Below are 24992 nucleotides of genomic sequence, written 5' to 3' on the forward strand. Positions count from 1 at the left end.
TTCACATCTATTTAACCCTGTTTTATGGATAAAAAAAGTATTATTCACATATAAAAAAAGAAACAAGGTTTTATGTGAATATAGGTCAAGAAGTATTACAGGCACTCAAAGATGAAATAAGTGAACTCGAATATAACAGATATATAAGACATCTCTCTTATGATATAAAAAAATCTACTGCTGATTTGGCTATATTTTATGCTCCCAATGCACTGGTTGTCAACTGGATTAAAAATAAATACAGAGAAAAAATAGCACATCTTTTTGAAGTAAAAAACGGTTCCAAAGTAAATGTAGAAATAACGCTTAAAAACAGTATAGAAAAAAGAAAGACAAAAAAAGCCGTAGAAGTAAAACAAAGCAGCTCTTTGTTAAATCCTTCACACTCTTTTGACAACTTTATGGTCGGAGGTTCCAACCAGTTTGCCTATGCTGCTGTAAAAAGTGTCAGCGAAAATGCAGGAAAAGTTTACAATCCTTTGTTTATCTACGGTGGTGTCGGTCTTGGAAAAACCCACCTCATGCAGGCAGCCGGCAATGTTTTTCAAAATGAGGGAAAAATTGTCATATATACGACAGTTGAGCAGTTTTTAAATGATTTTATCCGACATGTACGGAACAAAACAATGGAACGTTTTCAGGAAAAATACCGTAAATGTGATGTACTGCTTATTGATGATATTCAGTTTTTAAGCAATAAAGAAGGTATTCAAGAAGAATTTTTTCACACTTTTGAAGCTTTAAAAGGTGCCGGAAAGCAAATTATTCTCACGGCTGACAAACATCCTAAAAAAATCGGCGGTCTTGAAGCGCGTCTGCAAAGCAGATTTGAGTGGGGACTCGTTGCCGATATACAGCCACCGGAATTAGAAACAAAAATAGCCATCATCAAGAAAAAATGTGAAATAAACAAGGTAAAACTCTCCGAAGATATAGTCAACTACATAGCAACCGTCATTGACAGCAATGTTAGAGAAATTGAAGGAATACTTTCCAAACTCCATGCCTATTCACAACTGATGCATGTTGACATTGATCTGGATTTTACAAAAAATGTGCTCAAAGACCAGATGAACGAGAACAGAGCAAACCTTACAATGGAAACCATTACCGAAGTTGTAGCCAAAGATCTCAACATCAAACCAAGTGAAATACGTTCAAAAGGCAGAAGCAAAAATATTGTATATGCCCGTAGAATTGCCATATATATCTGCCGCGAACTCACACAAAACACAATGCCTCAACTTGCACAGTATTTTGGCATGAAAGACCATACCGCCATCAGCCATACCATTAAAAAAATCAACAATCTGCTTAAAGATGATGAAGATTTTAAAGTAAAAATTGATGAACTTACAAACAAAATAACATCTATCTCCTGATTTTATTTTAAAAGCATTAAAAAAAAAGATATAATTGTAAAAGTGAATAGATGTGAAAGAAGCCTTAAGGTGTATTCACATCTCAAAAAGTAAGCCTGTAGGTGTTTGAGTTGATTTGTCACATATTCACTCCATACTACTACTACTTACTAAAATTATATAAATATATAGGGATTTAAAAAATGAAAATTACCATCTCAAAATCTATATTGGAAAATATACTCATTCATGCTGCACCTTTTTTGGAAAAAAAAGATACATCACAGATAACTTCACATGTCTATATGAATGTTTCCGGCTCAAAACTAACACTGAAGGCAACTGATTATGAAATAGGTTTTTTAGTATCAACTGATAATCTAAAAATTGAAAACGAAGGCAGTATTACCGCTAACGGTAAAAAATTTCTCGATATTGTCAGAATATTAAAAGATGATGATATTAATTTGGAAGCAAAAAATGACACTCTTCTTATATCACAGGGACACTCTAATTTCAAACTGCCTACTTTTTCATATAATGAGTTTCCGGAATTTCCTTCTTATGAAGGAAAACCAAGAATTTCCATCGAATCACACACACTCATTGAATCTTTAAAAAAAATAACACCTGCCATAGATACCAACAATCCCAAATTTGAACTTAACGGTGCTCTCATAGATATAAAAAAAGATTCTATTAACTTTGCAGCTACAGATACACGAAGATTGGCAGTTGTTACTCTTAACAACCAAAGTGAAAACGAATTATCTATAATAATTCCCAAAAAAGCAATTGTTGAAATCCAAAAACTCTTTTTTGATAATATCGAGCTCTATTATGACGAAACAAATCTTATTATCCATTCAGAACAATATACTTTTTTTACAAAACTCATTAACGGAAAATTCCCTGAATATTCAAGAATCATTCCCAAAGAAACAAACTATAATCTGGTTTTGCCTAAAGCCATTATGATTAATTCTATCAAACAAATTACAACTATATCTACAGATGTAAAACTCACTTTTTTCAATGATACCATCAGTTTTGAAAGTTTAAGCGAAGACAACATCGAAGCAAAAACAGAAATTAGTTACAACACAGGTTTTGATGAACCTTTTTCAATAGCAATCAATTCAAAATATTTACTTGATTTTTTAAATTCTATAAACTCTTCAGAATTTACAATCGGACTCAATGAAGGAAACCTTCCTTTTGTTTTAAAAGATGAAAATTTTATTACAGTTGTTATGCCTATAGTTATTTAAACTGTAGGTTCTCCCTTCCTCTGCACAGCTATAAAACTTATCATAAGATTATTTTAGATAAAATGTCTTTAATTATGCCGAAAACGGCAATGGAGTATTAAATGCAACAAGAATATGGCGCTAGTAATATTAAAGTTCTTAAAGGCTTGGAAGCTGTTCGTAAACGTCCCGGTATGTATATCGGAGATACCGGACACCGCGGTCTGCATCACTTGGTCTATGAAGTTATTGATAACTCTATTGATGAAGCAATGGCAGGGTATTGTGACACTATAACAGTAACACTCACTAAAAACGGTACATGTAAAGTCAGTGACAACGGTCGCGGAATTCCGACAGAGATGCACCCTACCGAAAATATGAGCGCCGCTACTGTTGTTTTAACAGTACTGCATGCCGGAGGTAAATTCGACAAAGATACCTACAAAGTTTCCGGAGGACTGCACGGAGTCGGTGTTTCTGTTGTAAATGCCCTCTCTTCTGATTTACACATGACAATTTACCGTGACGGGAAAATCCATGAACAGGATTTTAAAATGGGGATTCCCCAGGGACCTCTTGAAGTTACGGGAACAACTCGTAAAACCGGTACAACTATTGAATTTGCAGCAGATCCGAGTATCTTTACAGAAACAATAACCTTTGAATACGAATACCTGGCAAAAAGATTCAAAGAACTTGCCTATCTGAATCCTTTTATCACCATAAAATTCAATGATGAAAGAAACGGTACAAAAGAAGTCTATCATTTTGAAGGCGGTATAGCCCAGTATGTGACTGATATGAATAAAAAAGAAATTGTTGCCAATGTCTACAGTTTCAGCGGAAAAGCCGAAGATATAGAGTTTGACATTGCCCTGATGTATAATGACTCCTATGAAGAAAAACTTGCCTCATTTGTCAACAATATCCGCACGCCAAACGGGGGAACACATGAAGCAGGTTTTCGTGCAGGACTTACACGTGTCATATCAAACTATAATGCCAAAAACGGTGCCGCAAAAGAAAAAGATGTCAAAATTTCCGGAGATGACGTAAAAGAAGGACTGATTACAATTGTTTCAGTCCGTGTTCCGGAACCTCAGTTTGAAGGACAGACAAAAGGAAAACTCGGAAACACCTATGTACGTCCGCTTATTCAAAAAGCAACAGGTGAAGCTCTTAACAAATATTTTGAAGAAAATCCTATAGAGGCCAAAGCTATTGTCAGCAAAGCTTTAATGGCAGCACGCGGTCGTGAAGCTGCCAAAAAAGCAAGAGAATTAACACGAAGAAAAGATTCTATGAGTGTTGGCACCCTTCCAGGAAAGTTGGCTGATTGTCAAAGCAAAGATGCAAGTATCTGCGAACTCTATCTGGTGGAAGGGGATTCTGCGGGTGGTTCTGCAAAAATGGGGCGTGACCGTGTTTTTCAGGCAATTTTACCACTTAAAGGTAAAATTCTAAATGTTGAAAAAGCACGGCTTGACAAGATTTTAAAATCAGATGAAATTACAAATATGATAACAGCTATGGGTTGTGGAATCGGAGAAGAGTATAAAGAAGAAAAACTCCGTTACCATAAAATTATCATCATGACAGATGCTGATGTTGACGGTTCTCATATTCAGACACTTCTGCTTACTTTCTTTTTCAGGTATTTTCGTGACATTATAGATAAAGGCTATTTGTACCTTGCACAACCGCCACTGTATCGTTACAAAAAAGGCAAAAAAGAGATCTATTTTAAAGATGATGCTGCTATGAATGAATATCTTATCAGCAACGGTATAGAATCTTTGGAAGTTGACGGAGTGGGAAATAATGATTTGATAGCCTATTTTAAAATGGTTGATCATTATGCTTCTTCACTTGAAGCACTCAATCGTCGTTATGCTCTTGTAAAACTTATCCGTCATTTTATTGAAAACCCTGACCTGATTGCCCTGCCTGCAAAAGAGATGTTTGTTGAAATAGAGAAATTTTTAACTTCAATAAACAACAATATTTTAACCTATACCATTAATGAAGAAACAAATGAAATTCATCTTTTTGTACAGACAGAAACAGGAATGGAAGAGCTTCTTATAAATGATGATCTTTTTTCTGCTCCGCATTTCAATGAAGCAAGTTTTGTTTATAAAAAGATAACAGAATGGGATATTCATTTTGACAAAGATATCATAGAAGTACTGGAAAATATCAAAGACTATGCAAGAAAAGGTGCGTATATCCAACGCTACAAAGGTCTGGGTGAAATGAATCCTGATCAGTTATGGGAAACAACCATGACACCTGAAAACCGTGTCCTTTTACAAATTTCCATAGAAGATGCAACTGTTGCATCAGATGCATTTACATTGTTTATGGGTGATGAAGTTGAACCTCGTCGTAACTATATCGAAACACATGCAAAAGATGTGAAGCATTTAGACGTATAAATGTTATTGTCCCAAACAAAAGAGAGGGAATACCGTTTTAAGCTTGCACTTAGAATGGCTTTACCTATCTTTGCTCTTATACTTGCCTTTATTTTTCATACACTTATCAGTAATTACACTACACTTGAAATATCATTTTATATAGAAGCTGTTTTACTTTTACTTGTCAGTATCTACTTTATTTTTTTTCTTATATACAAAGGATTTGATGTAAAAATAACAGACAGTGTAACAAAAACATTCAGCAGAGAATATCTGTATCAATATTTGCAAAAAGAGATAAAACAAAAAAAAGAGTATACGCTGATTCTTATCAGTATAGATAATTTAAATGATATAAATACTCTTTACGGATTAAAAAACGGGGATAAAGTTTTAAAGTATGTTGTTGATTGGATAACAGAGTATTTAAAAAAAGAAGGGATTGAAAATTTTCCTATTGGTCATATTAAAGGCGGTGATTTTATCATAGGACTTGATGGAGCAAAAGACAGATACAGCACTTTGCTAGAACTTATATGTTTAAAATCCAATGATTTGAATGTGGATGATATAGAGATAAAAATATCAGGAGCCATGACAGATACGAGTTATTCAAAAGATTTAAATTACCTCATAGAAAACCTTTTTGATCTTCAAAATAAAAACAAAAATATGAAATACAAAGAAGAAGAGAGTATCAATCCAAATGAATTGGAATTATTGGTCATTGATGCTATTGAAAATAAAAATCTTCTTATTATGTCACAGGCAGTTTACAACAATAAAAATGATGCAGTCTTTAGAGAATGTTATATAAAACTCAAAGGACAAAACAAAAAAATAATTCATCCAAAAACATATTTAAAAGTTATCAATAAACTGGGACTCGGTGTGAGTTTTGATTTGATGGTCTTAGAAGAAATTTTAAAAAACTGCCAATACAGAGAAAATATTTACGCAATCAATGTTTTGCCTACATCATTGAGAAATGACAAATTCCTTTCAAAAACAAAAGAACTTTTAAAAGAATATTCTGACAAGAAAATAATGTTTGTTTTAAGTGAAATGCAGTATTATTCTTATATAAGCAGATATAATAGTATAATAAAATCATTAAAAGCTTTTGGTGTCCTTATAGCCATAGACAGATTAGGTTCACTACATACAAGTTTTTTATATTTAAGAGAATTAAATATTGATGTAGTCCGATTTGATACCTATTATTCAAATAAAGAAAAACTATTTCACAATCGTAATATAATTGATGGTTTTACTGTTATGGCTCATGAAAAAGGTGTAAAAACCTGGATAAAAAATATAGAAGATAAAGAAGTTTACACGGTTGCCAAAGAGATGAAAATTGATTATCTGGAAGGAAAATATCTCTTAGAAATTGAAACTGTTGTAAACTAAAATATAAGGAGTAGATTGTGTTTGGTAAAAAAAATCAAGATAAATTGGCAAATTCGCAATTAGTTGAAAAAATAGCAAAAATGAATCTTACCGAAATGCGCTCTTATATAAAAAATAATATGAAAGATCTTACACTAAGTGTTGAAGGCGCAAATGAAGTTATGAAAAAACTTATTTCGTTTGATGAAAAAACACAAGCATATTTTATTAAAAATGATGATATGGATATAAAAAAGAAAAAAGCTTTTGAGCTTTTTATTGCTGTTTTGACGAACAAACATATTAATATGAAAACTATCGAATCAGCTCAAAAATTTTTAGAAATTTATAAAGAACTTATCAATGATTATGACACACGTAATAAACAAATATACAGTTCAAAACTCGTTGAGACTTTAAAATCAGCAATAAACACTATAAATCAATATTCAAAACTACAAAATAAAATGAATATTTTAGGAAAGTAGATTTTTTTGGAGCCAGATGAGAGCATCAGATTTAGTGTTAAAAATATTTTGAATCTGTGCCTGATATGTTGATTGAAGTATTTTTGAAAATTCTTTTGATGGCTGCAGACCCAGTTCAATTAAATCTTTTCCACTGACGAGAGGAGGAATTGGTTTATGAAGTACATTGAGTTTTTTCGCTTTTTTGAGTAAATACTCTGTATCTTTTTTTTTCTTCTGCGTTACATGTAAGTAGTGTGCATAAAATGCAATATCTGTTTTTTGAGCAAGTTTGTATATATCATAATCATTAAAATCATCTAAATCAAAATCAATTGTATGAAGTTGCAAAACTTTTTTGATTACTGTTTTTTCATTTGTTACTCTCTGTAAAAATGTCTGTGTCTGTATTGTTGAAAACTTCGATGTTATAACAGCCAAAGCAAGTATAACAAACTCTTTATCATTTGTTATTGACAGTTGTTTTAACATATCCAAAGAGTTGAAAATTTCTTTATACTCTTGTCCGTTTAGAAATGCAAGTTCTCTAAAAAATGAAAATGCTCCTAACTCTTTAAGAAGATTAAATCCGAGAGAGGGTTTGTCTGATTTTAGAAGAAGCTTTTGTAATTCTTGAAAAACTCTTTCTTTGGGAAGTTCTTCAAGAAGTTTTTCTTTTATCATCTCTTTACATGTAAGTACAAGAATTTTATCAAGCTTCATACAGAAGCGGGATGCAAAGACAACGGCACGAAGAACCCGCAAAGGATCCTCTTTAAATTTTTGTTTATCCACAGAGCGTAATATTTTTTTATCTAAATCTTCTCTGCCGTGATAAGGATCTAATATTTTTTTACCGACAACATCATAACCTATGGCATTGATAGTAAAATCCCTTCTGAGTGCAGCTGTTTTAAAATCCAGATTTTTATCGATTTTGATTGCAAAACCCTGATGTCCCGAAGCAATTTTGTTATCTTCTCTTGGCAGAGAAAAATCCAAATCCAAATTTTTATAGTACATCTTGCAGACACCAAAGCTCTTTCCTACACTGTTTACCTTTCCAAATTCCTGTAAAATTTCTTCAACTTTATTAAGAGAACTGACTCCGTAGAGCTCAATATCAATATCATTTGAAGGAATTCCTAAAAGTGTATCGCGAATATAACCGCCTACAATGACAGGCAGTATATTGTGTGTGTATAATTTGTGAAAAATAGTATCGAGACTCTTCGGATAGTTAATCATACTCTAAGTATATCACTAATTTTACAAGGATATAATAATTATTTGGGTATAATTCGCGAAAAATAGCTGAAAGTACTCTGAAATGCAGAATTTTCTTCAGCAAATTTTCCAAATAAAGGAAACCCCTAATGCAAAAAATTAGAAATATAGCCGTTATCGCTCACGTTGACCACGGTAAAACTACACTGGTTGATGGGCTCTTGGAGCAATCCGGTACATTCGGTTCTCACGAACAACATGATGAAAGAGCGATGGATAGCAATGACATCGAAAAAGAGCGTGGTATTACGATTCTTTCAAAAAATACAGCTATTCGTTACAAAGATTATAAAATCAATATTATAGATACTCCGGGCCACGCCGATTTTGGTGGGGAAGTTGAACGTGTTTTAAAAATGGTAGATGGTGTTTTGGTACTTGTTGATGCCTATGAAGGTGTTATGCCTCAAACAAAATTTGTTGTAAAAAAAATGCTGGCACTTGGTAAAATGCCGATTGTCGTTATCAATAAAATTGACAAACCTTCAGCAGATCCTGAACGTGTTGTAGATGAAATGTTTGACCTTTTTGCAGATATGGGTGCAACAGACGAACAGCAGGATTTTCCTATTATCTATGCTGCTGCCCGTGACGGTATGGCAAAAATGGACATGGATGATCCTGATGGTGATTTTGAGTGTATTTTTGAAACAATCATCAATAAAATTCCTGAACCGGAAGGTGATGCTGCAAATCCTCTGCAGGCACAGGTATTTACACTTGATTATGACAACTATGTCGGTAAAATCGGTATCAGCCGTATCTTTAACGGTACTGTACATAAAGGCGACAATGTTATGCTTGCAAAAGCTGACGGCGAAATGGTCAAAGGAAAAATCTCCAAACTTATAGGTTTTCACGGACTGAACCGTATGGAAATCGAAGAGGCGGAAGCAGGAGATATTGTTGCATTTGCAGGAATGGAAACTGTTGATGTCGGAGACACGATTGCCGATCCTGTAAATCCTGTTGCACTTGATCCTATGCATGTTGAAGAGCCGACACTGACTGTTGTTTTTGCCGTAAATGATTCTCCTTTGGCCGGTAAAGAAGGCAAACACGTTACATCAAACAAGCTTCGTGAAAGACTTGAGTTTGAGATGAACACAAATGTTGCTATGCGTCTTGAAGTTGTCGGCGAGGGTAAATTCAAAGTTTCCGGCCGTGGTGAACTTCAAATTACAGTACTTGCCGAAAATATGCGTCGCGAAAACTTTGAATTTTCAATTTCGCGTCCGGAAGTTATTACCAAAGAGATTAACGGTGTGAAATGTGAACCGTTTGAGCATTTGGTGATTGATGTTCCGGAAGATTTAAGCGGTACGGTTATTGAGCGTTTGGGAAAAAGAAAAGCGGAAATGAAATCAATGCTGCCAATGGGACAGGGTTTCCAACGTATAGAGTTTGAAATTCCGGCACGTGCACTTATCGGTTTTAGAGGGCAGTTTTTGACAGATACAAAAGGTGAGGGTGTAATGAATCACTCATTTTTAGAATTTCGTCCGTTCTCAGGTGAAGTTGAGTCACGTTCGTACGGTGCACTTGTTTCCATGACATCCGGTTCTACACTGGCTTTCTCGCTTTTTGGTATTCAAGACCGCGGTGTTCTTTTTATCGGTGTGCAGACAGAAGTGTATGAGGGTATGATTATCGGTGAGCATTCACGTTCAAATGACCTTGTGGTAAACCCTATTAAAGGAAAAGCACAGTCAAATGTCCGTTCAAGCGGTGCAGATGAGGCGATTAAACTTGTTCCGCCTCGTGATATGAGTTTAGAGCGTGCATTAGAGTGGATAGAAGATGACGAACTTTTGGAAGTGACACCTAAAAATATTCGTATCCGTAAGAAATTTTTAACAGAGAGTGAAAGAAAACGTCACGCACGCAAATAAAAATAGAGAGTTTCAAATATCTTTTTGAACCTCTTGCTGCAAAAATGTTTTAAAAAAACTGACAACTCTTTTTTCCGCCCAATATTGAGGGCGGAAAATACTTCCTGACACAAACCCCACATGTCCTCCAAATTCACTGACTTCCAATTCAACAGCAGATGATATTTCATTATATTTTGGCAATATATCAGGAGGCATAAAGGGATCATCTTGCGCATGAATAACAAGTGTTGGAACTGATATGAATTTTAAAAACTGTCTGCTGCTGGATTTCGTATAATACTCCTGTGCAGAGCAAAATCCATGAACAGGGGCTGTGTAAACATTGTCAAATTCCCAAAAATTTTTTATTTTTTTTATCTCATTTTGCTGCAAAGAAATAATCTGTTGCATATTAAAAGATTCATATTTCTTTTCCAAGTCTCTTTTTAAATCTTTTAATAAAATCTTTTGATAAAATTTTGCAAAGCCTTTATTTATGTGTGTGGCACATTTGTCTAAAAGCATCGGTGCAGATACAGCAACAGCGGCAGTAAGTTTACATGTAGAGCGTTTCTCTCCTAAAAGTTTCAGGAGCATATTTGCACCGAGTGAAAATCCGACCGCAAATATCTTTGCCCGGGGATATCTTTTTGAAACAGCCTGTATAAATTCAAAAGCATCCTGTGTATCACCGCTGTGGTATGATCTTGGTTTGAGATTCTGCTTGCCCGAACAGCCTCTGAAATGCATGACTACACTGCTGAATCCCGCTTCTTTGAGTTCTTTTACTGTTCCTTGAATATAGGGAGACTTATAAGAACCTGCCAATCCGTGAAAAAGTATGACAACAGGAGACATTTTTGTATGATTATCAATTTTTTTCCAGTAGCATTCGAGAAAATCTCCGTCGCTGAGGGTGAATGTTTCTATCTCAAAATTTTTGACAAGAACCCTTCGATAGAGGCTGGCATAGACAGTTTGTACATGTCTGTTTTTTAATAAAATAGATGGTTTGAAATTCATTCTCATATCTTATCAAAAATTTATCTACAGATGGATATAATCATACACTCAAATAATCACTTACAAGGGAATTCCATGAACAGAAAACAGATATATAACCCTGACTCAACTGAAAATGTTAATGACAGAAAAGTCTTTGGCGGAAATCCGACAGGTATTTTTGAACTCAATAACATTAAATACCAATGGGCATATAATCTGTGGGAGATGATGCTCAACAACACATGGTTTCCAAAAGAAGTTGATATGACACGGGATGTCAATGATTACAAACAACTCACGGATGCTGAAAAAACGGCTTATGACAAAGCGCTTTCGCAACTTATTTTTATGGATTCACTCCAAACAAACAATTTAATAGATAACGTAAATCCTTATGTGACTGCCCCTGAGATAAATCTTATTTTGGTGCGCCAGTCTTTTGAAGAGGCTTTGCACTCACAAAGTTATGCTGTGATGGTTGACAGCATCTCTACAAACTCGGAAGAGATATATGATCTGTGGCGCAGAGATATGATGCTTAAACACAAAAATGATACGATTGCCGCAGTCTATCAGGAGCTGGCAAAAAATCCGACAGATACAAATTTTGTCAAAGCATGTTTTGCAAATCAGATACTTGAAGGCATCTATTTTTACAGTGGTTTTACCTACATCTATACACTGGCACGTTCGGGAAAAATGCTCGGTTCCGCACAGATGATTCGTTTCATTCAGCGTGATGAAGTGACACACCTGGTACTGTTTCAAAATTTAATCAATACCTTAAGAAAAGAGCGACCGGATCTTTTTACTGATGAACTCAGAGCCGATGTAATTGAGATGTTTAAAGAGGCTGTCAAGCTTGAGACCGAGTGGGGAAAATATATCACGCAGGGACAGATTTTAGGTTTGACAGATGGGATTGTTGAGCAGTATATTCAGTATCTCGCCGATGACAGATTAAACTCTGTCGGTTTTGACAAGCTGTACAATGTCTCCAACCCTATTAAATGGGTAGATGACTTTGCAAAATTCAATGACCAGAAAACAAACTTCTTTGAAGGCACTGTAACAAACTACTCAAAAGGCAGCCTTTCGTTTGATGATGACTTCTAACACTGCCGAATACTCTTTATGCTCTTTGTTGTTTGAAACAACACAGAGTTATGAAAATAATTTACAGACACTTTTGGCACTTATTACACAAACAGAAAAAAATACCATTATAGTTGCACCTGAAGTGTGTTTGACTTCTTATGATTATGAGCGTATGGATGCAATGCTTGCTTTTGCACCACGGGCTACTGAGGCACTGAAAAAAGTTTCTCATGATAAAATCATTGTTTTGACAATGTTAGAAGAAAAAGAGGGGAAAGTCTATAACTTTGCCAAAGTTTTTTATAACGGAGAAGTGGTGTTTCAAAGAGCAAAAGCCAAACTTTTTAAATTTGGTGATGAAGACAAATACATGCATGCAGGCAGTGAAGAAGATTTTAAAATAGTGGAAGTTGCCGGTATTAAGTTAGCCGTGTTTGTTTGTTTTGAACTGCGTTTTAAAGAACTTTGGCAAAAATCAGAAGGGGCCGATGTTATTGCCGTGCCTTCATGGTGGGGAGAGTTGCGTACAGAGCATTTTAAAATTTTGACACAGGCACTGGCCTTGATGAATCAGTGCTATGTTGTGGCAAGTGACAGTGCAAATAAAGAGTGCACAGCAATGAGCGGTATTATCACCCCGCAGGGTGAAGCCTTCAGAAACACAAACAAGTCTTGTTTGAAAATGCAGTACAGGAAAAAAGAGATAAAACTAATGAGAAGATATATGGATGTGGGGATAGAATAACTTGGACAGAATAACAGCGACAAAAACAGCCCGTCTGGCAGAAGAGTGTAGTACACAGTTTCCTTTAAGTGAAGAAGTAAAAAAAGCGATTGCTGCTACAAACAGAGAAGCATTTGTGCCGGCAGGATTTAGACACAATGCCTATAAACTCGATGCTTTGCCTATAGGGGCTAATCAGTATATCAGTTCTCCTTTGACTGTTGCAAAAATGACGGAATACCTTTTTCCGCGTGGAGCAGACAGGGTTTTGGAGATAGGCTGCGGAAGTGGATATCAGGCAGCCGTTCTTTCGCATCTGTTTCGCGGGGTTTTTACCATAGAGCGCATAGAATCTTTGATACTTGAAGCAAAAAAAAGGTTTCGAGAACTTGGTATAAATAATGTCCATGCCCGTACAGATGACGGACAAAACGGCTGGATTCAGTATGCGCCTTATGACAGAATTCTTTTTTCTGCAACAGCGAAAGAGATTCCAAAAAAACTTTTTGAACAGTTGGCTGAGGGGGGAATTCTTGTTGCCCCTTTGCAAAAAGGAAACAAACAGGTTATTACCCGTTTTATAAAAAACGGGGAGTATATTGAAGAAGAAGAGCTTGAAGAGTGTGATTTTGTTCCGATACTTGACGGGGTGCTCAAGTAGCTTTTTAAAGCTTTTTATAGTAGAATAGTAGTAATTTAATTGAGGGCATAATCATGGAAGAGATGTATGGCATAAAGTATACGAAGCCAGAAGTTGTTTTGCTGCAAGATACCGGTATTGGTGTAGCAGAAACAGCTGCACGTACCTGTTATGACAGTTTTGGCAACAGTGAAAATGAGATTATTCAAGAAATTGAAAAGGTGCTTCCTGATACGAAAATGTGTGAATCTTTGAACAATATAGAAGAGTCACAGCTGCTTGATGATTTGGCATGGACCTATTTTCACCACTCTATTTTGGAACATGCCAATTTGAGTTATCTTATTCGCTCAACAAGCAGAGGGGTTTTACAAGAACATGCAAGACACCGCATACAGGCAATCAGTGTAAGAAGTACACGATATACAATGAGCTCGCTTATCAATGCTTTTGTTGCTGCAAAACACTCAGGAGAGAAAGAATTTTTTATAGAAAAGGTTTTGGGTTTTGATATGTTTGTCACTGCCGATGAAGCCTATAACAGACTCGAAATCAGCGCAATGTATGATAAGCTTGATTTTCAGTCAAAAAAAGTAGACAATTTTTATGAACTTGCTGTTGCAAAAAGTTCTCTTCCTCTTTTGAAAGAATTTCAAGGCAAGCCCCAAAAACTTTATGATGCTCTGCAGACCGGAAAAAAGAAGAGAAATGTAGGCGATGCTTTTAAACACATCATTACAGACAATGTCAAAGTTGACATGGTAGTGACATTTAATCTCAGAAGTTTGAAAAACTATCTTACATTACGCGACAGCGGTGCTGCCTATTTTCAAATACGCTGGCTGGCTCAGGAGATGATGAAAGTCACTCCAAAAAAATATCTTGATTTGATTATCAAGAAAAAATAGGATTTTTTATGATTAAGATTTCAATGCTTACAATACTTTTTTTGACAGGATGTTCCAATATTACTATAACAGCCGCCATGTGTGACAAAATTCAAAGTGATCCCACTGCCACGATTCCGCAAGAGTGCCGAGACTATAGTGAAAAAGAGGCAGATAAAGCATTTAACAAAGTTGTGAATGAGAAAAAAGTATCTGATTCAGATTTAGAGTTTCATAAAGAAAAGTAGTATAATTCCAAAAAAACAATGAAGGAATAAAATATGCCAAGAAGTGAAGTATGTGAATTATGTGCCAGCAGTGAAGATGTGACTCTTTTAGAACTGCCTGTAAGTGATGGCAGTGAAGAACAAAGCGTTTATGTTTGTGTTACATGTAAAGAGCAGATAGAAAATGATGAGCTTGATGAAACACATTTTAACTGTCTCAATGATGCTATGTGGAGTGAAGTGCCGGCTGTAAAAGTACTTTCGTATATATTATGGAACAGGCTTGGTCGCGGGGATATGACAGATATGATGTATCTTGAAGAAGAAGAGAAAAAACTTGCAGATGCGGCTATTAATGCAGAAGCAAACAGGGTAGTTTTTCGAGATGCAAACGGCGTTGAACTCAAGGCCGGTGACTCCATCGTTATATTAAAAGATTTAGATGTCAAGGGTGCGGGATTTACTGCAAAACGCGGAACAACTGTGACAAGAATTGCATTGCCGCATGATATGGATGACCATGTTGAAGGTCGGGTCAACGGAACAAAAATCTATCTAAAAACCGAATTTATTAAAAAAGCCTGAGAAGAACAATATTGAAACCTTATGAACGATTTTATAAAATAGAAAAAGATTTTCGCAATCCTTATGCCCGTGACAGAGACAGAATCATTCACTCTGGATCATTTAGAAAACTTGAGTATAAAACACAGGTTTTTCTAAACCACGAGGGTGATTTTTTTCGCACACGTTTAACACACTCTATAGAAGTATCTCAGATTGCACGTTCCATAGCATCACAGCTTGAACTTAATGAATCACTCTCTGAATCAATTGCTCTTGCACATGATCTCGGACATACGCCTTTTGGACATGTAGGGGGAGATACTCTGGATGAGTGCTTGAAGGCTGACGGATTTTCTAACGGATTTGAGCATAATTTTCAATCATTTCGGGTTGTGACCAAACTTGAAAAACGGTATAAAAATTTTGACGGACTCAATCTTACTTTTGCAACACTTGAAGGAATTTTGAAGCACTCTTATCCCTACAAAAAGCCCTTTCTTCCAGAGATAATAGACAAACAGTTTGATTTAAACAAACATCCTACCTATGAGGCTATGGTTGTAGACCGTGCCGATGAAATTGCGTATATGAGCCATGACATAGATGACGGGGTAAACTCCGGACTGCTTACTTTTGAGGATCTCAAAGAGAGTGAACTTGCCTGTGAAATTCTTGAAAAGGTTGCTTTGGAAGGTGTAGGAGAAGAGAATGATGAAATGTTTCGCTACAGATTCAGTTCACATCTTATAAACCATCTGGTCTATTCTCTCCTTGAATACTCAAAGCAAAAAGTTGCGCATTGTGAAGAAACGCCTATAGGTTTTGAAAAAGAGCTTGAAACAAAAATAAAAAAACTGAAGAAACTTCTTTTTGTCAAGATGTATCAGCATAAAAATATAGTTCGAAAAATGTATGCCGGGAAACAGGCAGTCAAAGGACTCTATAAAGGTCTGATGGAAGAAGAGAAAATGCTTCCGCAGTTTTATTATAAGCAATTGGATATAAGAAGCAAACACAGGGTTATTGCAGATTATATTGCAAGCATGAGTGACAGGTATGCACTTAATTTTCATAATGAAATGTATGGAAAAATAAATTAAAGGATTAAGAGAAGAAGAAACGTTCTCCCAAAGGAGAAGCGTTTACAGGCGTGATTCGTAACGTCTCATCATATAAAGACGTTTAAGCATTTTCTTACGAGAAGCAATTTTGAACTTTTTACGTTTTTCAGTCTCTGTTTCATGGAAACGGCGAGCACGAGCTTCTGTAACGATTAAGTTACGGTCAACTTGTTTTTTGAAACGTCTGTAAGCAGCATCAAAGTTGTCATCCGGACGTAGTACAATACCAGGCATATCACATCACCCACTTTCTGTTTAAATTTGAAATGGAAGTATAGCATAATAAATTTTTCTTTCAAAGTTGATATTGTTTTTTTATCGTGTGGTACATGAAATAATTTTTGGTAAAGTTGCTATGTCTTCCTGTATTGTGTCTAAAAAGCAGTACAGAATTTTATTTTTGCCAAGAGAATAAATGATCCACTTTCCGCTTTGTTTTGTTTGTACAAGTTGGGCTTCGCGCATCTGTTTCAGATGGCGTGAAACCAATGGCTGTGAGAGCTCTAATGTGTCACAGATTTCACATACACAGAGCGCTTTTTCTCTGTAAAGCAGTGCTATTATTTTTACTCTGTTACTGTCTGACAGTATTTTTGCAAGCTGAACTAATTTTTCCATCTAATCTCTTTCGAAGTTTTATTATATAACAATATCGTTATATGAATTATATCATAAAAAGGAATTTTAGTTATGAAAAAATTATTATTAGTTTTAATTTTAGGATTTGTTTCTCTTGGAGCAAATTCGGGAGAAGATATATACAAAGCAAAATGTGCCTCATGTCATGCTATGAAAGGGATGATGGATCAGACACAGATGCAGGCAATGCGTCAGAAAATGCAAAATGCCACACAGGAAGAAAAAATGGCAATGCGTGAAAAAATGATGCGCAAAATGCAAAAAAGCAAAATGAAAGCACCGCCGATGCCTATGGTATCAAAACGTTTGAAAATGATGCTTAAAACCCGTGAAGATTTTATTGCTTTTGTAGCAGATTATATACAAAACCCTTCAAAAAAGAAAGGTTTCTGTATGCCGATGGCATATAAACGTTTTGGCACAATGCCTCCGATAGGAAAAACGCTAAGCAAAGAAGAGAGAGCGGCTGTTGCTTCCTGGCTGTATGATAATTTTAAAGAGTCATGGGGCAAATTTATGGGCGGTAAAATGTGTGAAATGAAAAACAAAAATATGAAATGCGGCGCAGGAAAATGCGGCGCCGTAAAAATCCAAACACATTAGGTTTATGATGGAAACTATTATGCTTTTTTTCTCTGCTCTGGTTGATTTAAGCAACGCCATGGCCCCTTATATTTTGTTCGGACTTGTTTTTGCCGGGTTTTTGCACGAACTTGTTCCTGAGAGTATTGTAAAAAACCATCTTGGAAAAGATTCTGTTATGTCGGTAATCAAAGCGACAGTTTTCGGTATTCCTCTTCCTGTGTGTTCTTGCGGGGTAATTCCTTTGGCAACGGGTATCAAAAAAAGCGGTGCAAGTAACGGTGCCACACTCTCTTTTTTGGTCTCTACACCGATTACAGGAGTTGATTCCATACTTGCGACTTATGGAATGTTTGGCTGGGCTTTTACTATTTACAGGGTTGTGACTTCGATGATTATTTCTGTTATTGCCGGAATTTTATCCAATTTTTACCCTGAAAAGGAGAACAAAAAAGAGCAAAAACCTGCCGCAGTATTTAGTATGAAGGCTCCGACAAACCAGCCCTCGGTAATGACTTTCTCGGCAGTAAAAACATCTGATGATGCAAGTTGTTGCAGCACGCAGGCAAGCAGTGGCGAGAAAAAAAACAATATTGTTAAAAATGCCTTTACCTATGCTTTTGGAACACTTTTAAAAGACATTGCGTCACCATTGCTCGTAGGTCTTCTTCTGGGTGCTTTAATAACTGTGGCGGTTCCTGACAATCTGAGTGAAATACTTATAAAATACAACTGGCTCTCGTATATCATAGTGATAGCCATTGCCGTGCCTATGTATGTATGTGCAACCGCTTCTTTGCCGATTGCCGCAGGTCTGATGTTAGCCGGTGTGAGTCCCGGAGCGGCTTTTGTTTTTTTAAGTGCAGGTCCTGCGACAAATACTGTAACAATAGGCGTTGTAAAAAAGATGTTGGGAACAAGAACGCTTTATATCTATCTTGGGACCATCATAGCCGGCTCCCTTCTTTTCGGACTGGGGCTTGACTATCTTTTTCGCGATGTGAATGTCAAAGAACTTGTGCATATGGATGAGGATGCCGGTTTTATCGCTTGGATTGCAAGCCTTGTTCTTTGGGGATTTGTGCTGTACTATGTAATAAAACCATATTTTTTCAAGGATAAAGAGTGTAATGACGGCAGTTGTTGCAGTGCTTAGGGTATAATACGATTATGAAAAAGAGACTGCTCACATTTGTTTTATTGTTGTCAATGAGTTTTAACATACTCCATGCGTACGCAATAGAGGTTCTTGAGACAGACCCGTGTCAGGTGAGTGAGTATGTCCATGAATTTAGCAATAACAGTGAGACAGCGGATAACTGCATTTGTCAGTTGCACCATTGTTTTCATATTGCTTTTATTCTTCCTGAAATAAATATCCCTTTTGCACGTGAAAATTTTTCTCAAAAACCCTATTCAAATATCAAGATATATGAGTTTAACTCATACGATAACTTTCTAAAACCTCCTATCAGCGCATAGTTCTAATCTAATATTTATAAATTAACAACAAACAAAAGGATAACTATGTTTAAAAAAAGCATATTTGCAGTATTTGGATTTTGTGCAGTTCTGTCCGCACAGGATTTTGATACATTTTTATATGAGGCTTTGCAGGCATCTCCCTATCTTAAAGCGAATGCTTTGGAGATAGAGCGTGCGGATGAGCAGTCAAACGTGATACAGAGATATAAAAACCCGAAACTCTCCCTTGAGGCATCAAAGTTTACTCCTGATCTTGGAAAGAGTGAAGCAGGCTACAGGGTTGCCCTGATGCAGCCTGTTCGTTTGTGGGGTGTCGGCAAAGACAGAACAAATTTGGCAGCAGCAACAAGGGCAGAGGCTAAAGGACTGGTGACTCTTCAGCATGCAGAATTTGTGAAAGTACTCTCTTTGCTTTATGTTGAGTATATGACCGAGTCTGCATTGCTCCGATTGGCCCGGGAGGAGTTTTTAATTTCTAAAAATATTGCAAATATTTCAAGAGAGCGATATGAAGCGGGAACAATCGCAAAAGTGAAATATCTTCGGGCAAAAGTGGATTTGACAAGCAGTAAAAACCTGCTGAATGAGAAAAAAGCAATGCGGCTTGCAAGTTATTATAAACTGTTGGCATTTGCGGGTCTGCAAAACGAGAAAGAACTCGATGACAACTATGTGTTTAGGCTTTCAGACAAAATGCAAAAAGAAGAGATACAAAACAGTTCGGCAGAGCTGTACTACCTCAAAACACAGCAAAATACCGCAAACGCAAAAGCAAGACTCAATGCAAACAAAATTCAGTGGATGAACGTTTATGCAGCCTACGAAGCTGAACCGGACCAAAGCATTGCCAGAGTCGGTATGAATATTCCTCTTGCTCTGTTTAACACAAAAAAAGAAGAGCAGCGTATCGCCGTATTACAGGCAAAACAGAGTGAATTTCTGCTGCAGCATCAAAAAACAGCGCTTTCGCGCAATATCGAGCGGTTAAAAAAAGAGTTAAATATTCTACGTGCTGTTGTAGGCTCTACACAGGATCTTTACAATGCGCAAAAAGAGCTGTTAAAAATGTATGAAGACGGTTACAAAATAGCAAACATCAACCTTTTGGAACTGCAAAATATCAAAAACCAAATGATACAGACAAAAGAAAAAAAGATAATACTTGAAAATAAAATAAACAGAAATATAGTTCTGTATAACTATGAAGTAGGAGAATATAATGAATAAGTTATTACTATCACTGTTGCTGGGAATCGGGGCTGTTGTACTGGCTGCTGAAGTTCCACTGGCAAAGACACAAATGCACAGTTTTAAAAAATCGGTAGCACTCAATGCCAAGATCATACAGCTTTCAAACGCGCAGCAGTCTATCACCTCGTTAGTGGGCGGGCATTTGGAAAAATATTTTGTCAAACCCGCACAGGATGTAAGTGAAGGGGATAAAATTGCTCTTATCAAGTCTATTAAAGTTTCAAAAATGAGCGCAGATTATATTGCACTGAAGAAACAGTATAAGTCAGCACAAAAAAATTATGAAGCTGTTGAAAAACTTTACAAAAAGGGAATGACGTCAATGCAGAGTCTTAACTCTGAAGCGATTAAGACAAGTGAAATTGCGGCCAATCTTACAGCCTTGCAGTCGCAACTTGAAACATTGAATATAGATGTGAAAAATCTCAAAAAAGCAACCGCTGACTTTATTTTATATGCACACAGCTGCGGACGTGTTTCAGCTCTTTTAAAACCATTGCACTCTTCTGTATCACCAAATGAACCGATTGTTTCAATAGTAAAGAATCAAGCCTATTATGTGAAATCCTATCTGCCTCTTGAATATGCGACCAAAGCGCGTATTGGGGATACAGTAGTGGTTGACTATGCAGGAGAAGAGATTATTACACATGCCACGCAAATAATGCCCAAGGTGGATGAAACAACACAAAGAGTCGTGGTTCTTTCAAGCGTGGATCAAAAAGTGGATGATCTTTTTATTGATGTCTATGTAAAGGCAACAATATATTTTGCTGATGCAAAAAGCTATGTTGCTGTGAAAAAATCGGCACTTTCTTTTTTTAACAACGAATGGGTGGTTTTTGTTCCCAGCAAGGAAGAGTCTCCGGAATATGTGCCGCAGGTTGTGGCAATAGTTGCAGAAGATGATGAATATGTCGGGGTAAAAGGTTTGGAGTTGGGAGAAACCTATGTGAGCGGTGAGAGTTATTATGTGAAATCGGCATTGCTCAAATCATCTCTTGGCGATGGGGATTAGGGGCTGGTATGTTAGATAAACTTATAGAGCTTTCGCTCAAATACAAAATTTTAGTGCTTGTCTTTTTTCTCGGAATTATTGCTTTTGGTTACAGGGCATACCGGGATATTCCCATTGATGCCTTTCCTGATATTACGCCGAAACAGGTTGTCATTTATACAGAGAGTCCGGGAAATTCTGCCGAAGACATAGAAAAGCTCATCACCTACCCTATAGAATCAGTTGTCTCTGGGATGGCAGGGGTGAAACTTATTATGTCAAACTCCATTTTTGGACTCTCTTATGTTTCTGTCTTTTTTGAAGACGATATGGACATATATTTTTTACGCCAACTCGTTTCAGAACGACTTGCAAGTGTGGATATTCCAAAAGGCTGGGGAAAACCTGTTTTGGGACCAAATACAACCGGTTTGGGACAGGTTTTCTGGTATCAGGTAGAAGATACAACAGGAAAATACTCCCTGCAGGAACTCAAAGAGATGCAAAAGTACATTGTTACCCCTCTTTTTAAAAGTGTCAGCGGTGTCGAAGAAGTCATCGGCTGGGGCGGTTATGAGAAACAGTATAATGTTTTGATAGATACAAAAAAACTGCAGGACTTTGGGATTACCTATGGCGATATCATTGAGGCACTGCAAAAATCAAATCAGGCAGCAGGCGGACAGTATTTGGAGTTTAACCGGGAACAGTATCTGATTCGCGGAGCAGGTTTGTATAAAACGCTTGATGATATAAGAAACAGTGTCATAAAACCCAGTCAGGGGCAGGCCATTACCATTGGTGATGTTGCCAGTGTAATGCCGGGTGTGAGCCCAAGATTTGGAGCGGTGACGATAGACGGGAATGAAGCTGTTATGGGAATGGTGCTGCAACGGACAGCTACCAATGCGGCAAAGGTCGTCGAACGTTTAAAAGAAAAGATCAAGACAGTCAACAGTGCTCTGCCGGAGGGTGTGAAAATTACCACTCTGTATGACAGAACAGACATTACACACAAAGCGGTAAATACAATGACCTCGGCACTTTTAAGTGGTGTAGTTTTAGTTGCCATTGTACTGTTTTTATTTCTGTTTGAACTGCGCAGCGCTTTTATTGTTATACTCTCTTTGCCCCTGTCTTTGTTGAGTGCGTTTTTGCTGATGGATTATTACAATCTTTCAGCCAATCTTATGAGTTTGAGCGGTCTGGCAATTGCGGTAGGTATGATAGTTGACGGAACCATTGTAATTGTAGAGAACAGTTTTAGAAAACTGCATGACAATCCTTATGAGCCCAAATTGCAAGTAGTCACCGAGGCGGCAAAAGAGGTGGCAACCCCTGTGACTTTTGCTGTTTTAATCATTGCGGCGGTCTTTATTCCTCTGCTCTCACTTGACGGTTTAGCCGGAAAACTCTATACGCCGATGGCACTCAATATTGTGTTTGTCATGCTCGGCTCGCTGCTTGTAGCACTTGTACTGGTTCCGGTACTTATTTTGATGCTTTTAAAACCGACAAACTCTCCTGAAAATATCGTGATGAGAGGTATTAAAAAAGTCTATACGCCTGTACTGCTGTTTGCACTGGAAAATGCAAAAAAGATATTGGCAATTGTCACTGTTGTATTTATTGTTCTTGCCTATATGCTTTCTCAGCAGGGACGGGAATTTTTGCCAACACTCAATGAAGAGTCTATTATGTACAGGGTTATTGCAATTCCGGGAACAGCGCTTACCCAGTCCATAGAGGTTTCTGAAGATATAGAAAAGTATATACGAAAACATTACCCCAAAGATGTAGAGTCTGTGCTGACAATGATAGGACGAAGCGAAAAAGGAGAAACGGCGCAGGCAAACTACATGGAAGTGCTTTTGACGCTCAAACCTAATATTGAAAATTTGCCTGCTTTGACGAAAAAGATGAGTGAAGATTTGGAACATCATTTTGCTTTTGTACAGTTTATTCCTACGCAGCCTATTGCAATGCGTATAGAAGAATTACTTGAAGGCGTAAAAGCAGAACTGGCTATTAAAATTTACGGAGAGAATCAAAAAGAACTCGACAGAATTGCCAAAGATATTCAAAACACAATTAAAGGCGTGGACGGACTGGAGCGAATGGAAGTAGAATCACAGCTTGGTCAGGCACAGATTAAAATAACTCCGGACTATCTCGCTCTTGCACGGTACGGTATAAGTGTAGAAGATGTGATGCAGGTTATTCGTAACGGTATAGGAGAAGAGGGTGTCACCCAGAAAATAGAGGGGATTAAAAGATTTGCCATTGTTGCCAAGATAAAAGACGCAAAAGAAGATATTGCATCTATAAAAAATGTAACACTCCGTTCACAAAACGGAAATATTGTCAGGCTCAAAGATGTCTGTGCCATTGAAATAGTCCAAGGCGCCTCTTTTATCAAAAGAGAGAACCTGAGCCGTTATATGGTCGTCTCAATGGATGTAGAAGGACGAGATACTGCCTCTTTTGTCCAAGAAGCAGACAAACTGATAAAAGAAAAAGTGAAAATGCCCGCAGGATACTATATAGGCTGGGCGGGTGACTTTAAAAATATGAAAGAAGCGACACAAAAGCTGATTATTATTATTCCTGTAACACTTCTTTTGGTTATTTTACTGCTTTATACGGCATTTAATTCTCTGAAAAAGTCGATGATTATTTTGCTGAATGTTCCTTTTGGGTTTATCGGCGGTATCATTGCTCTGCTTGTCGGCGGTATATATTTGTCTGTTTCGGCGATAGTGGGCTTTTTGGCTATTTTTGCCATCGCGATACTCAACGGTATTGTATTGGTGAGTTTTATAGATGAACTGCGAACCAAATATCCTGATGTGGATTTGAAGATACTTTTAAAAGATGCAACACTGCTGCGTCTGCGACCGGTACTGATGACAGCTTTTACAACACTTTTCGGAATTCTGCCGCTTCTTTATGCGACAGGTGTAGGAAGTGAGATACAGTACCCTTTGGCGGTGGTTATAACAGGAGGGATTATAAGCTCGACACTGCTTACTTTACTGATATTGCCATCAACATATCTGCTTTTTTATGATAAAAAGAAAAATCAGTGAAGTGCTAACACTTTGCTAACTCTGTTGTGTGATAATACCAACATCAAAACAAGGGAATCAAAGAATTCCCGGGTTTGAAAATTAAACACAAAGGATTTCAGATGAAATTAGTTAACATTACATTATCAGTTGCTTTGCTTGGTCTTTTAAGCATAGCTTCGGCAGAGGATGTTGTCACTACAGACACAACAGTGAGCACTGCTCCAACAGAAGAAACTGTTTCAACAGATACTACGACAGATACTACGGTGAATATTGATGCACAGATAGAAGCTATTCAAAGTGCACCGGAACAAGATAGAGTGGAATTGATGAATGAGTTTAAACAAAGACTGATGCAGATGAATCAGGAAGAGAGAATGGCTGCAATACAAGAGATGCAGAGTAAAATGCAGGCAGAAGCTGGTACAGAAACTGCAAGCATGGCAAGAGATATGACACAAACAAGAGCTCAGGATCATGTGCAGGAGATGCAACTGCAGACAAATGAAAATATGAGCCAGGTACAAAATATGATACAGCAGCAGGCTGGCAGTCAGTATATGCAAACTGTTGAAACGAGTGGAATAACAAGTACCACTAATATTCCAAGCATGAATGCTGGAATGATGCGACGCAGATAAAAA

At 36.9% G+C, this 24992-nt stretch carries 24 protein-coding genes; 20 read left to right on the forward strand and 4 right to left on the reverse strand.

What is annotated here, in order from left to right; all coding sequences use genetic code 11:
* Positions 1 to 74: 74 nt before the first annotated feature.
* The 5 genes from dnaA to ACM66U_RS00025 all read left to right on the forward strand — a co-directional run bounded on the left by dnaA (position 75) and on the right by ACM66U_RS00025 (position 6914).
* Complete coding sequence (dnaA, locus tag ACM66U_RS00005; RefSeq protein ID WP_346389056.1) at positions 75 to 1382, forward strand: chromosomal replication initiator protein DnaA; 1308 nt, start codon at positions 75 to 77, stop codon at positions 1380 to 1382.
* 182 nt (positions 1383 to 1564) lie between these two features.
* The gene (gene dnaN / locus ACM66U_RS00010; RefSeq protein ID WP_418640836.1) at positions 1565 to 2632 is read left to right on the forward strand and encodes a DNA polymerase III subunit beta; all 1068 of its coding nucleotides are present in this window, start codon (positions 1565 to 1567) and stop codon (positions 2630 to 2632) included.
* Between the two features lie 101 nt (positions 2633 to 2733).
* Positions 2734 to 5052 (forward strand): DNA topoisomerase (ATP-hydrolyzing) subunit B, encoded by a 2319-nt coding sequence (gyrB, locus tag ACM66U_RS00015; protein ID WP_151901459.1) that lies wholly within the window; start codon positions 2734 to 2736, stop codon positions 5050 to 5052.
* Positions 5053 to 6447 carry a GGDEF domain-containing protein gene (locus ACM66U_RS00020; protein ID WP_418640837.1) on the forward strand — a complete coding sequence of 465 codons (1395 nt, stop codon included), beginning with the start codon at positions 5053 to 5055 and terminating at the stop codon, positions 6445 to 6447.
* A 17-nt stretch (positions 6448 to 6464) separates the two neighbouring features.
* Positions 6465 to 6914: a hypothetical protein gene (locus ACM66U_RS00025; RefSeq protein ID WP_418640838.1), complete on the forward strand. Its 450-nt coding sequence runs from the start codon at positions 6465 to 6467 to the stop codon at positions 6912 to 6914.
* On the opposite strand, the gene ACM66U_RS00030 is transcribed toward ACM66U_RS00025, so the two are convergent.
* Entirely contained in the window at positions 6903 to 8141 is a 1239-nt protein-coding gene (locus ACM66U_RS00030; protein ID WP_418640839.1) for a CCA tRNA nucleotidyltransferase, read from the reverse strand. The genes ACM66U_RS00025 and ACM66U_RS00030 overlap by 12 nt on opposite strands.
* Before the next feature lie 128 nt (positions 8142 to 8269).
* Here ACM66U_RS00030 and typA point away from each other — a divergent pair, with 128 nt between their 5' ends.
* A complete protein-coding gene (gene typA, locus ACM66U_RS00035; RefSeq protein WP_418640840.1) occupies positions 8270 to 10072 on the forward strand; it encodes a translational GTPase TypA in 1803 nt (600 codons plus the stop codon).
* A gap of 12 nt (positions 10073 to 10084) precedes the next feature.
* Here typA and ACM66U_RS00040 read toward each other — a convergent pair whose 3' ends face one another.
* The gene (locus tag ACM66U_RS00040; RefSeq protein WP_418640841.1) at positions 10085 to 11077 is read right to left on the reverse strand and encodes a hydrolase; all 993 of its coding nucleotides are present in this window, start codon (positions 11075 to 11077) and stop codon (positions 10085 to 10087) included.
* A gap of 75 nt (positions 11078 to 11152) precedes the next feature.
* Between ACM66U_RS00040 and ACM66U_RS00045 the strand changes: the two genes are divergently transcribed.
* Genes ACM66U_RS00045 through ACM66U_RS00075 form a run of 7 tightly spaced genes read left to right on the forward strand, consistent with a single transcriptional unit; the run spans position 11153 to position 16302 of the window.
* Positions 11153 to 12175 carry a ribonucleotide-diphosphate reductase subunit beta gene (locus ACM66U_RS00045; protein WP_151901453.1) on the forward strand — a complete coding sequence of 341 codons (1023 nt, stop codon included), beginning with the start codon at positions 11153 to 11155 and terminating at the stop codon, positions 12173 to 12175.
* Positions 12162 to 12902, forward strand: a complete 741-nt coding sequence (locus ACM66U_RS00050; RefSeq protein WP_151901452.1) for a carbon-nitrogen hydrolase family protein — start codon at positions 12162 to 12164, stop codon at positions 12900 to 12902. Before ACM66U_RS00045 ends, ACM66U_RS00050 begins: the two co-directional genes overlap by 14 nt.
* A 1-nt stretch (position 12903) precedes the next feature.
* On the forward strand, positions 12904 to 13542 hold the full coding sequence (locus ACM66U_RS00055; protein ID WP_151901451.1) for a protein-L-isoaspartate(D-aspartate) O-methyltransferase: 639 nt from the start codon (positions 12904 to 12906) through the stop codon (positions 13540 to 13542).
* A 53-nt stretch (positions 13543 to 13595) separates the two neighbouring features.
* Entirely contained in the window at positions 13596 to 14429 is an 834-nt protein-coding gene (locus tag ACM66U_RS00060; RefSeq protein ID WP_418640842.1) for an FAD-dependent thymidylate synthase, read from the forward strand.
* Positions 14430 to 14437: 8 nt separating this feature from the next.
* Complete coding sequence (locus ACM66U_RS00065) at positions 14438 to 14656, forward strand: hypothetical protein (RefSeq protein ID WP_418640843.1); 219 nt, start codon at positions 14438 to 14440, stop codon at positions 14654 to 14656.
* 33 nt (positions 14657 to 14689) lie between these two features.
* Positions 14690 to 15220, forward strand: a complete 531-nt coding sequence (locus ACM66U_RS00070; RefSeq protein ID WP_418640844.1) for a PhnA domain-containing protein — start codon at positions 14690 to 14692, stop codon at positions 15218 to 15220.
* Positions 15221 to 15231: 11 nt separating this feature from the next.
* Positions 15232 to 16302: a deoxyguanosinetriphosphate triphosphohydrolase family protein gene (locus ACM66U_RS00075; protein ID WP_151901447.1), complete on the forward strand. Its 1071-nt coding sequence runs from the start codon at positions 15232 to 15234 to the stop codon at positions 16300 to 16302.
* Positions 16303 to 16344: 42 nt separating this feature from the next.
* Here ACM66U_RS00075 and rpsU read toward each other — a convergent pair whose 3' ends face one another.
* On the reverse strand, positions 16345 to 16557 hold the full coding sequence (rpsU, locus tag ACM66U_RS00080) for a 30S ribosomal protein S21 (RefSeq protein WP_151901446.1): 213 nt from the start codon (positions 16555 to 16557) through the stop codon (positions 16345 to 16347).
* Positions 16558 to 16638: 81 nt separating this feature from the next.
* Entirely contained in the window at positions 16639 to 16941 is a 303-nt protein-coding gene (locus tag ACM66U_RS00085) for an ArsR/SmtB family transcription factor (RefSeq protein WP_418640845.1), read from the reverse strand.
* Between the two features lie 72 nt (positions 16942 to 17013).
* Here ACM66U_RS00085 and ACM66U_RS00090 point away from each other — a divergent pair, with 72 nt between their 5' ends.
* The 7 genes from ACM66U_RS00090 (at position 17014) to ACM66U_RS00120 (ending at position 24989) form a co-directional block, all read left to right on the forward strand.
* A complete protein-coding gene (locus ACM66U_RS00090) occupies positions 17014 to 17565 on the forward strand; it encodes a c-type cytochrome (protein ID WP_418640846.1) in 552 nt (183 codons plus the stop codon).
* Between the two features lie 7 nt (positions 17566 to 17572).
* On the forward strand, positions 17573 to 18700 hold the full coding sequence (locus tag ACM66U_RS00095) for an SO_0444 family Cu/Zn efflux transporter (RefSeq protein WP_418641420.1): 1128 nt from the start codon (positions 17573 to 17575) through the stop codon (positions 18698 to 18700).
* A 14-nt stretch (positions 18701 to 18714) separates the two neighbouring features.
* Positions 18715 to 19026, forward strand: a complete 312-nt coding sequence (locus ACM66U_RS00100) for a hypothetical protein (RefSeq protein ID WP_151901443.1) — start codon at positions 18715 to 18717, stop codon at positions 19024 to 19026.
* Between the two features lie 45 nt (positions 19027 to 19071).
* Positions 19072 to 20256 (forward strand): TolC family protein, encoded by a 1185-nt coding sequence (locus tag ACM66U_RS00105; RefSeq protein ID WP_418640847.1) that lies wholly within the window; start codon positions 19072 to 19074, stop codon positions 20254 to 20256.
* Positions 20249 to 21298, forward strand: coding sequence for an efflux RND transporter periplasmic adaptor subunit (locus ACM66U_RS00110; RefSeq protein WP_151901441.1), 1050 nt, complete (start codon positions 20249 to 20251; stop codon positions 21296 to 21298). The genes ACM66U_RS00105 and ACM66U_RS00110 overlap by 8 nt, the downstream gene beginning before the upstream one ends.
* Positions 21299 to 21306: 8 nt before the next feature.
* Positions 21307 to 24366 carry an efflux RND transporter permease subunit gene (locus tag ACM66U_RS00115; RefSeq protein WP_418640848.1) on the forward strand — a complete coding sequence of 1020 codons (3060 nt, stop codon included), beginning with the start codon at positions 21307 to 21309 and terminating at the stop codon, positions 24364 to 24366.
* Between the two features lie 101 nt (positions 24367 to 24467).
* Positions 24468 to 24989: a hypothetical protein gene (locus tag ACM66U_RS00120; RefSeq protein ID WP_151901439.1), complete on the forward strand. Its 522-nt coding sequence runs from the start codon at positions 24468 to 24470 to the stop codon at positions 24987 to 24989.
* Positions 24990 to 24992: the final 3 nt, after the last annotated feature.

This window comes from Sulfurimonas sp. ST-27, assembly GCF_048081595.1.
GTDB lineage: Bacteria > Campylobacterota > Campylobacteria > Campylobacterales > Sulfurimonadaceae > Sulfurimonas > Sulfurimonas hydrogeniphila.